The sequence below is a fragment of the Mesorhizobium sp. M7D.F.Ca.US.004.03.1.1 genome (assembly GCF_003998635.1).
Classification (GTDB): domain Bacteria; phylum Pseudomonadota; class Alphaproteobacteria; order Rhizobiales; family Rhizobiaceae; genus Mesorhizobium; species Mesorhizobium loti.
In genome coordinates, this window is record NZ_RZQG01000151.1 from 1 (window position 1) to 9,583 (window position 9,583).

At 61.8% G+C, this 9,583-nt stretch carries 9 protein-coding genes; 3 read left to right on the forward strand and 6 right to left on the reverse strand.

The window, feature by feature from the left end:
* The first annotated feature begins 197 nt into the window (after positions 1–197).
* Together EN935_RS11635 and EN935_RS11640 are read left to right on the forward strand one after the other, a co-directional pair.
* Positions 198–470, forward strand: coding sequence for a hypothetical protein (locus tag EN935_RS11635; protein ID WP_027024197.1), 273 nt, complete (start codon positions 198–200; stop codon positions 468–470).
* 73 nt (positions 471–543) lie between these two features.
* Positions 544–1,677: a substrate-binding protein gene (locus tag EN935_RS11640; RefSeq protein WP_109667381.1), complete on the forward strand. Its 1,134-nt coding sequence runs from the start codon at positions 544–546 to the stop codon at positions 1,675–1,677.
* 96 nt (positions 1,678–1,773) lie between these two features.
* Here the strand turns inward: EN935_RS11640 and EN935_RS11645 are convergent, their stop codons facing one another.
* Both EN935_RS11645 and EN935_RS11655 read right to left on the reverse strand, forming a co-directional pair.
* Positions 1,774–2,832 carry an aminopeptidase gene (locus tag EN935_RS11645; RefSeq protein ID WP_127264620.1) on the reverse strand — a complete coding sequence of 353 codons (1,059 nt, stop codon included), beginning with the start codon at positions 2,830–2,832 and terminating at the stop codon, positions 1,774–1,776.
* Between the two features lie 316 nt (positions 2,833–3,148).
* Positions 3,149–3,562, reverse strand: coding sequence for a hypothetical protein (locus EN935_RS11655; protein ID WP_126070964.1), 414 nt, complete (start codon positions 3,560–3,562; stop codon positions 3,149–3,151).
* Positions 3,563–4,109: 547 nt separating this feature from the next.
* Here EN935_RS11655 and EN935_RS11660 point away from each other — a divergent pair.
* The gene (locus EN935_RS11660; RefSeq protein WP_109667389.1) at positions 4,110–4,874 is read left to right on the forward strand and encodes a response regulator transcription factor; all 765 of its coding nucleotides are present in this window, start codon (positions 4,110–4,112) and stop codon (positions 4,872–4,874) included.
* A 116-nt stretch (positions 4,875–4,990) separates the two neighbouring features.
* Here the strand turns inward: EN935_RS11660 and EN935_RS11665 are convergent, their stop codons facing one another.
* The 4 genes from EN935_RS11665 to EN935_RS11680 all read right to left on the reverse strand — a co-directional run.
* Positions 4,991–6,793: an ABC transporter ATP-binding protein gene (locus EN935_RS11665; protein WP_127373329.1), complete on the reverse strand. Its 1,803-nt coding sequence runs from the start codon at positions 6,791–6,793 to the stop codon at positions 4,991–4,993.
* On the reverse strand, positions 6,790–7,734 hold the full coding sequence (locus EN935_RS11670) for an acetamidase/formamidase family protein (RefSeq protein WP_127263139.1): 945 nt from the start codon (positions 7,732–7,734) through the stop codon (positions 6,790–6,792). The genes EN935_RS11665 and EN935_RS11670 overlap by 4 nt, the downstream gene beginning before the upstream one ends.
* The gene (locus EN935_RS11675; RefSeq protein ID WP_127263138.1) at positions 7,724–9,367 is read right to left on the reverse strand and encodes an ABC transporter substrate-binding protein; all 1,644 of its coding nucleotides are present in this window, start codon (positions 9,365–9,367) and stop codon (positions 7,724–7,726) included. The genes EN935_RS11670 and EN935_RS11675 overlap by 11 nt, the downstream gene beginning before the upstream one ends.
* Positions 9,368–9,411: 44 nt before the next feature.
* On the reverse strand, positions 9,412–9,583 hold a 172-nt coding region (locus EN935_RS11680), incomplete at its 5' end, for an ABC transporter permease subunit (protein WP_127373330.1).

A 9,583-nucleotide genomic window follows, 5' to 3' on the forward strand; every position in this document is an offset into this window, starting at 1 on the left:
ACCATATCCAGAACGTCTATTCCAAGATTGGTGTGACCACCCGCGCCGCAGCAGTGCTCTATGCCGTCGAGCACGGCCTTATCCGGCCGGGAGAAACGCAGGCATAGGGAATCCACCCCATGTGCGCCCGTTCGCGGGCGCGCATCGTGATCCTGTCGACGGACCAATGGTGGCCGCGACCGACAGGAGGAAATCAGATGCTTCTCGCAACGACCAAAGTGGCTGACGTCGACCACTTCATCCGTATCTTTTCAACCAAGGGCGCCGACAAGCGCCGGTTGCACGGCTCGAACGGTGCGACCGTCTTCCGCGACCCCAGCGAGCCCGACCGCGTCTGGGCGATCTTCGACTGGGACGCCGAGGGTTGGAAGAATTTCGTGTCGGATCCTGAGGTGCCCGCGATCCTGCAGGAAGCCGGCCATGTCGGCAAGCCGCAGGCGGCACTGCTGCTCGGCCACTACGAGGCCTGAGTTCCCCTCGCCATGCGCCGCCTGCCGCCCGGCGGCGGCGCGCCCGACGAACCCCCTGATTTGGAGAAATCAAATGGATCCGAAACCCATCAAGATCGGTCTTATCGCCGAACTCACCGGCCCGTTGTCTTTCATGGGCGTCGCAAATGCGAACCTCACCACCATGCTCGTCGACGATATCAACGCCAGGGGCGGCTTGCTCGGCCGACCGCTGGAGCTTGTCATCGAGGACGGCGAAACCATCGACAACGTCGCCAAGGCAAGGACCGCGAAACTGATCGACGTCGACATGGTGGATGTGGTCGTCGGCGGCATCTACAGCTCGACCCGCCAGGCCATCAAAAGCGAGGCGGTTACGCGGGGCAAGACTCTCTACATCTACACCGAGCAGTACGAGGGGCAGGAAAACCATCCCCTGATCTTCTGCACCGGACCCGTCCCCGCGCAGCAGGTCGAGCCATTGATACCATGGCTCATGAACAGCACCGGCGCGAAGAAGTTCTATCTGCCGTCGTCCGATTACATCTGGCCCCATGTGCTGAACAAGGCCGCGAGCCGGGTGGTGCGCGCCAATGGGGGCGAGATCGTTGGCGAGGAGTATCTTCCGCTGGACACCATCGATTTCAGGCGGACGGCACAGCAGATCATGGCGAGCGGCACCGATGTGGTTTTCAATACCATCGTGCCGCCGGGCCTGACACCGTTCTTCGAAGAACTGCACGAGGCCGGTTTCGGCAAGCGCGGCGGCAAGATCGTCTGCACCTACTTCGACGAGAACTTCTTCAACCTTGTGCCGTCCGAGCAGATCGAGGGTCTCTACAGCTGTCTCGACTACTACCAGGAACTCGACGACCCATTTGGGCGAGCTCTCCTGCGTCGCTACCAGGATCGATACCCCGGCAGTGCCATGTTGACCGCAGGCAGCGGCTGCACCGGTCACTACCGCGCGATCAGGATGTGGGAAGCGGCCGTGAAGGAGGCCGGCACGGTGGAGCGCGACGCAGTCATCCGGGCACTCGATCACGCCCGCATAAGCGAAGGCCCTGGCGGACCGGCTGAAATGGTACCCGGCCAGCACCATGTTTGCATGAACATGTATATCGCGCAGGCCCAAAGCGGTCGATTCCGGGTCGTAAAGAGCTTGGGTCCGATCGATCCCAACGAACGGTTGCTCGGCGACGAATTCCGGCTAAGCGACGCGGGGTGACTGGCGGCGTCTATCAGCAGCCTTCCAAAGGGAGCGGCAGATGGTGGACGCCTCAGCCCGCCTCTGGTCTCGTTTCAGGCCTTCACATTGACCAGCTCAATAACAGCTATCTGCCGCCGCAAGGGCTTCGGCACGGTGAGCTTCGTCCAGTGCGCCAATCCGTCGAACCGACGCATAGAACTTGATATAGTCGCCCGAACACAAGTCGAACACGTGCAGAAACGCCGGAACCTGTTCACCATACACAGCAGTCGCGGCGAGCTTCGCGTTGTTGATTGGGGAAGCGAACCAGGCATCGTATCCCCGGTATCGACCCCAGCGCCTGTCGCGCATGTGTCGGTAGCGCATCCGCAGCCGTTCAATCGCAGCCGTCTTTGCGGCCAGCTTTTGCTCCGAGGTGCCGGAGTTGGAATAGACTTGCGTTAACTCGTCCCGGGTCTGGGAGACAAGCGCAAGAAATTCAGCTTTGCGCCTCCGGGCAGCTTCGTAACGGCGCAATGCCGCGGTATCGCCAGCCGCGCGCAGCCATTTTCTCACGCCGGTTGTTTCGACGGCGACAGCGAACGCCTCATTGAATGCGGAATCGCCGTTGACGTAGACGCGCTGGTGGGCGAGTTCATGGAAAACCAACCCTGCAAGATAGGTTTCATCCTGGCTGAACATCGTGCTTAGCAGCGGGTCACTTGACCAGCCAAGCGTGGAATATGCAGTGATGCCCGTCACATAGACGTCCATGCCCTGTCCTTGAAGTTCGACAGCGGTTTCAGTCGCAGACTTCCTGGAGAAATATCCCCGGTAGGGAACGCAGCCGAAAACGGGAAAACACCATGTTCGCGGCGTCAGCGAGAATTCCGGCGCAGCGAAGACAGCCCATGTCACCGAGTCCCGGCCGATATCAACATAGCTGCGGTAGCTATTGTTGTCGGGCAGCGCCAGTTCATCTGTTGCAAACTGTCGTATGGCGCTCGCCGATGCCATTCTGGCGCGCAATACCTTGGGCGTCGAAGGATCCTCGATCAGCTTTCCGACATCCTGGCGCGCCGTCATGATCTGCAGATGACCCTTCACGGATTGCGCATAGTAGGAAATGCTGGTGCAACCGGTCACGCCGGACACCACGATCACAACGGCAACCAATCGAAAGAATGCGCGCATCACGATTTGCCCAAGCAGTGCTCACCCGTTCCGACAGGGCGATTGTCGCGATTGCCCCAGGTCGCAAGCAGTCGCATTGATTTGATCGAGGTCTATAGCTTTCTAAAGAAGCCGGACAGAATATTCGGACCCACTTCGCCGAGCTGCAGTCGGAACCAAGCGTCGCCGTCGGCGCCGAGTTCGCGCCAGCGGCAATAGGATCGGCAAGGCTTGCCTAATCGAAAGTACATCCGAGGCGCGTTCTTCTCGCGCCATAGTCGATGACGGGGCTGCGACGCCTACTCGTGGAGCATGGGCGGCACCTGGCGCGCCCCGGTCACTTCACGGAAAAGTCGACCGCTTCCTTCACCGTGCCGTCAACGGCGATCTGCACCTGATAAGTGCCGACCGGCCAGCCGGCATCCGGCTTGCTCACCGAGGAGTCGACATGGTTTTCGATCATGCCGATTTCGAAGCTGACCTCGTCGATTTTGTAGTTCGCTGGCGCGACACCGCCTGAATCCACAGAAATCCAGCTCACGGTGAGCTTCGATCCCGAGGCCACCGCGTCGGTCAGATCGGCGGAGAGGAAGATGTTGGCCGTATCCGGCGCAAATGTCGCCTGAGTCTCTTTTGCGTCCTTGCTTGCGGACAGCACGATGTTTTCGAACCCTTCGGCTTGCGCGTGCGCAGCGAACGTCCCAACCGCCACCAGGGCGGCTGCCCCTATCATCATCGACCGAATGCTCATGCTCTTCCCCTTGAATTGAAACCGCCGCCCGCGTCCGACTCATGTGGCGCGTGCCCACAGCCGCTCTGTAGAATGCGAGGCCAGGGGTTGTCCATGAAGCCGCGGCGCCATGATGTGGCGAAACGAAATGGGATAGCTTCATTGTCTAAACTTCCTCCCTTGTGGTGTGTCACCTGGCGAAATGTCGACGGATGCGATCGTCAGAGATAAGCACATCCGTGGATGGTAACCATCGCCCGGCACCGCGATAACCGTTACTTTAGTAGAAAGTTGCACCCGGTCCCGGGAAAGCCTGACGCGATCTAAAGCGCGTCGGGGCACCGCCGCAAAGTTGGTTGGCGTGACCGATTGCTGCGGCGGATGGGTCTGCTGGGTCGAACAGATCGTCCTTCACCGGGTCAGCATATCGGGCCGGAATCGAATTCGCCCAGTCGTGTGCTTTGTTTCACATACGTCTGCCTCGAATCCAAGTTTAGTAAGGAGGAGCTAAAACAGTGGAGTAGAGGCCAAGCCCCGCGGGGGCGAGATCCGACAAAGGGGTGGAGTCATGCTAACAATTCAACCATATGAGACGGCTCAACAAAGCCTGTGCGCTTTTGATATCGATCCTGATAGCCCACCGCCATCCATAGCGGCGGATATCGAGATCGCGATTGTCGATGATCGACCGCTGATGTGCGACTGCCTGGCAAGGGGCCTGGCGGTTTTCGAACCAGCGTTTCGTTTCCAGCATTTCTCGAGCATCGAAGCCTTCGATGCGGCAAGCCTGGATGAGACCCAAAGGATCTCGACGGTGTTGATGTGCGTTATGTGGTCAAATTCCGAAGCGGACCACCATCTTGCCCGGATCGCCCATCTCAAGGCCACCAGACCTTCGGTGAATGCCATCATCCTGGCCGATATCGAAAATCTTGACGATATTCTCAAGGCGATCGAAAAAGGCGCGCGAGGCTATGTTCCGACGAGCGTCAGCTTGCAGGTCGCGGCCAAGGCCATTCATCTTGTGGCGGCAGGGGGGATTTTCATCCCACCGAGTGTCCTTTACCAATCGGCGCAAAACGCCAAGGACGGCCAGCAAACGGGCAAACAGCAGTCGCAAGACGACAACGTTTTCACGTCACGCCAGATCTCGGTCATCGAAGCCCTGCGTCGAGGGAAAGCGAACAAGATCATCGCCTATGAACTCAACATGTGCGAGAGCACGGTCAAGGTGCATGTCCGCAATATCATGAAGAAACTTCGCGCCCGGAACCGGACCGAGGTGGCCTACATCCTGAATACGACGCCGTATCAGGGGCTCACCAGGAATTGATCGACGGCAGCCGCTTGGCGAATGCCGTGGTGCGTGAACCGGTCAAGATCGCAATCGCGTGATTGCAGCTGTGTCCTCCGAAGGCGGATGCAGCCCCACGGTCTGGGGTGGCGACCTCAGCTTCCAGCAGCAACAAGATGTCCGCCACCGACGTCGCTCAGCACCAGTCTCGCAGGCGTCTCGCCGATCTTTCGCGTCGAACTCGGGATTTCCTGGTCGAGGCGGGCGAAGCGGCTTCTTCGCTTGCCCGGATCGGCCACCGGCACGGCTTCGATCAGCCGTCTGGTGTAGGGGTGACGCGGGTTGGAAAAGAGCTGGTCGCGCGTGCCCATCTCGACGATCTGGCCGAGATACATGACGGCGACGCGGTCGGAGATGTTCTCGACCACCGCCATGTCGTGCGAGATGAAGAGGTAGGCGACGCCGAATTCGCGCTGCAATTCCTTCAACAAATCGAGCACGCGCGCCTGCACCGAGACGTCGAGCGCCGAGACGCTTTCGTCGGCGATGATCAGTTTCGGCCGCAGCGCGAGCGCGCGGGCAATGCAGACACGCTGTCGCTGGCCGCCGGAGAATTCGTGGGGGTAGAGCTCCATCTGGTCGGCCGACAGGCCTACGCGCTCGAACAGTGCCGCCACACGCTGACTGCGCTCATCCTTCGACGCGATGCCGTGGATCAGCAGCGGCTCGGCGACGAGGTCGCCGACGCGCATGCGTGGGTCGAGCGAGGCGTAGGGGTCCTGAAAAATCATCTGCACATCGCGGCGCACCGCCTTGCGCTCGTCGCGGCCAAGGCCGGACAGGTTGCGCCCGCCAATGACGATGTCACCGCTGTAAGGCACCAGCCCGGCCAGCGCCTTGGCGGTGGTCGACTTGCCGCAACCGGATTCTCCGACCAGCGCCAGCGTCTCGTTGGGGGCGATCGAGAAGCTGACGCCCTCGACGGCGTGGACGCGGCGGTTGACCCTGCCGAAGAAGCCGCCATGCAGGTCGAAGCGGACATGCAGGTCTCTGACCTCGGCGACATTGGCTGGCGTCGCCGCCTCGGCATCCCTGGATTTCTGCCGCCCCACGCCGCTGCCGATGCGCGGCACGGCGGCCAGCAGCTCGCGCGTGTAGTCGGCTTGCGGCCGGGCGAAGATGTCGGCAGTTTTCCCTTCCTCGACCATGCGGCCGTGCCGCATGATGATGACGCGGTCGGCCATCTCGGCGACGACGCCCATATCGTGGGTGATCAGGATGACGCTGGTGCCATGCTGGCGCTGCAGGTCACGCAGCAGCTCCAGCACCTCGCCTTGCACGGTGACGTCGAGCGCCGTCGTCGGCTCGTCGGCGATCAGCACGTCGGGCTCGAGCGCCAGCGCCATGGCGATCATCACCCGCTGGCGCATGCCGCCAGACAGTTCGTGCGGAAACTGCTTTAGCCGGCTTTCGGCTTCCGAAATGCGCACCGCCTTCAACGCTTCGATGGCGCGCTGGCGGGCCTCGCTTTGTGACAGGCTGGTATGCGCCTCGATGGATTCGGTCAGCTGCCGGCCGATCGACAGCACGGGGTTGAGCGAGGTCATCGGCTCCTGGAAGATCATGGCGATGCGGTCGCCGCGAATGCGCCGCATCTGGCGGTCGTCGAGATCAGCCAGATCGGTGTCGCCGAGACGGATTTTACCAGCGGAAATGCGCGCCGCCGGCTGTGGCAGCAATTGTATGATGGCCAGCGCGGTCATCGACTTGCCGGAACCGGACTCGCCGGCAATGCACAACGTCTCGCCGCGGGCCAGCGTCAGCGACAGGTCGGAGACGACCTCGCGCTCGCCGTCCTCGCCGCGCACGCTGACCGACAGGCCGGCGATGTCGAGCACCGGTCCCGCCGTCACCGGAGCAGCTGCCCCGGTCCGCTTTTTGCCCGCACCTGCGGTCATTCGAAGACGCAGCGCGGGAAGTAGAACGACACCACCCAGTTCGGCATGTCGACGATCTCGCTGATGCGGAGATCGCCGCACACCGAGGCCAGCATATAGGCCTCGACCGGATCGATCTTGTAACGGCCAGCGAGCAGGTCGACCATCTGGGCAACCGCCTCCCTGGCGCCGGCCATCAGGTCCGGTCCGATGCCGGTCGTCACCTCATAGCCCTTGGCGTCGAGATGGCGCGTTACCGGGCCCGACGTGGTGAAGCGCGGCGTCTTCAGCCTGGCATCCTTGACCAGGTCGAGCTTGAGCACGACATTCATCGGGCTTTCGATCGCCGTGCCGCAGACCTCGCCGTCACCTTGCGCGGCATGCGTGTCGCCGACCGAAAACAGCGCTCCGGCCACTTCCACCGGCAGATAGAGCGTGGTGCCGGCGGCGAGATCGCGGATGTCGAGATTGCCGCCGACGCGTCTCGGCGGCACCACCGAGTGGTGACCCTTTTCGGCCGGCGCATTGCCAATGGTGCCGGCAAAGGGTTTCAGCGGCACACGCGCATTCTTGCCGAACAGTGCCGGCTCGAGCGAGGCGGCATCATACTTCCAGATGTTCAGCGCCGGCTCCTTGAAGTCGTCGGCGAGCAGGCCAAAACCCGGAATGTTCGCCGTCCAGCCGAAGCCGGACGGTTTGAACAGCTCGATCGTGACCTTCAGCGCGTCGCCCGGCTCCGCACCCTCGACGAAGATCGGCCCGGTGACCGGATTGATCTGGCCGAAGTCGAGCTTGGCGATGTCAGCGACCGTGCTGTCGGGCTTCAGCTGACCGCCGCCTGCATCGAGGCACTGGAACTCGATGGTCGAGCCGGGCGCCACCCGCTCGGCCGGGGCAAACGAATTGTCCCAGCCGAAATGATGATGGCGCCCGTGGATGGTGTAGTCGCAGTTATTGCACATCTTTTACGTACACATTGTCGTAGTTGATCGGGATATGGACCGGGTCGACATAGAGGTTGTCGGCGCCGCCCATGCGCGCCGATTTCATGGTGAAGCGCTGCTCGTTGAAGACCGGCGCCCAGGGTGCGTCCTCCATCACCTTGTCGTAGATAGCGCTCCACATCTTGTCGCGCTCGCCGGCCTTGGCCGGATCGACCACCGAATCGGCCTCGGCCGCCTTGGCGTCGAGATCCTTGTTGCAGTACCACGACCAGTTCCAGCCGCCCGGCACCGCACCGGCGCAGCCGAGGATCGGGCCGTAGAAGTTCGACGGATCCGGGAAGTCGGCGATCCAGGCCATGCCGCCCGACCAGATCATCGGCGCACCGGCCTTGTCGCCGCCGGCGGCGATGACATTGGCCTGCGCCAGCGACTGAATGCTGGCCTTGATGCCTATGGCCGCCAGATCCTGCTGGATCGCCTGGGCAATGCGCGGGTTGGGATCGGTGTTCATGGCAAACAGCTGGGTGTCGAAACCATCAGGATGGCCGGCTTCGGCGAGCAGCGCCTTGGCTTTGGCGACGTCATAAGGGTAGCCCTTGTATTCCTTGTCGTAGCCCGGCATCGACGGTGGCAGCGGCTGGTTGGCCGGCACCGCGCGGCCATTGATGATCTGGATCACGCGAGCCTTGTTGATCGCCATGTTGACTGCCTGGCGCACCTTCACGTTGTCGAACGGCGCCATGGTGGTGTTCATGGTGACGTAGCCGGTGTGCAGCTGGCCGCCCTCGACGACGCGCGCCTTCTGCTCGGGATCGGCCATCACTTCCTGGAACTTGGCCGGCGGAATGCCGTCGCCGGGCACGTCGATCTCGCCCTTCTGCAGGCGCAGCAGCGCCACGATCGGCTCCTGGCCGATCTCGAAGGTGATCTTGTCCAAATGCGGCAAGCCTTTGTGCCAGTAGTCCGGGTTGCGCTCGAAGACGATGCGCTGGCCGAGCGTCCACTCGGCAAGCTTGAAGGCGCCGGTGCCGACCGGATGCTTGCCGAAATCGGCGCCGTATTTCTCGACCTCTTCCTTTGGCACGACATGCGAGAAGTTGATGGCCATGACATGCAGGAAGGTGGCATCGGGGCGGGTCAGCTCGAACTTGACCGTGTAGGGATCGACGACGGTGACGCCGGAGAGGCTTTCCGCCTTGCCTGCAGCGACGTCGTCATAGCCCTTGATCGAGCCGAAGAAGCCGGCGCCTGGGCTCTGAGTCTTCGGATTGGTGACGCGGTCGAGCGAATATTTCACGTCGTCGGCGGTCATTTCGCGGCCGTTGTGGAATTTCACGCCATGGCGCAGCTTGAAGGTGAAGGTCTTGCCGTCGGGCGAGATCTCATAGCTTTCGGCGAGGTCGGGCTTCAAATTGGTGGTGCCCGGCTCGTAGTCCATCAGCCCGTCGAACAGGCTCTTGATCATCGACCAGTTCTGCCAGTCATAGCCGATCGCCGGATCGAGCGTAGCAACGTCATCCTTGTAGGTGATGGTAATGGCGCCGCCTTGCTTGGCGTTCGGATCGATGGCGTCCTCGGCGCGAACACTTGTCATGCCAAGCATCAGCGCCAGCGCCGATGCCGCCACTGTGGATGCGAGAAACTTTTTCATTTTTATGTTCCCTTTCTCTGTTTGGTTTCAGTCATGTCCTGTTTTCATCTGAGCTTGATGCGGGGGTCGATAAAGGGCGCGATGATGTCGGCCAGCAGATTGCCCAGCACGATGGCGAAGGCCGACACCAGCGTGACGCCCATGATGATCGGGATATCGACGCGCTGGATGGCTTGCCAGGCGAGCTGGCCGATGCCGGGCCAGCCGAACACGCTT

What these genes read in the sequence shown, in the direction of transcription:
- EN935_RS11635 (WP_027024197.1), top strand. Translation starts at nt 198, where the DNA reads ATGCTTCTCGCAACGACCAAAGTGGCTGACGTCGACCACTTCATCCGT.
- EN935_RS11640 (WP_109667381.1), top strand. Translation starts at nt 544, where the DNA reads ATGGATCCGAAACCCATCAAGATCGGTCTTATCGCCGAACTCACCGGC.
- EN935_RS11645 (WP_127264620.1), bottom strand. Translation starts at nt 2,832, where the DNA reads ATGCGCGCATTCTTTCGATTGGTTGCCGTTGTGATCGTGGTGTCCGGC.
- EN935_RS11655 (WP_126070964.1), bottom strand. Translation starts at nt 3,562, where the DNA reads ATGAGCATTCGGTCGATGATGATAGGGGCAGCCGCCCTGGTGGCGGTT.
- EN935_RS11660 (WP_109667389.1), top strand. Translation starts at nt 4,110, where the DNA reads ATGCTAACAATTCAACCATATGAGACGGCTCAACAAAGCCTGTGCGCT.
- EN935_RS11665 (WP_127373329.1), bottom strand. Translation starts at nt 6,793, where the DNA reads ATGACCGCAGGTGCGGGCAAAAAGCGGACCGGGGCAGCTGCTCCGGTG.
- EN935_RS11670 (WP_127263139.1), bottom strand. Translation starts at nt 7,734, where the DNA reads ATGTGCAATAACTGCGACTACACCATCCACGGGCGCCATCATCATTTC.
- EN935_RS11675 (WP_127263138.1), bottom strand. Translation starts at nt 9,367, where the DNA reads ATGAAAAAGTTTCTCGCATCCACAGTGGCGGCATCGGCGCTGGCGCTG.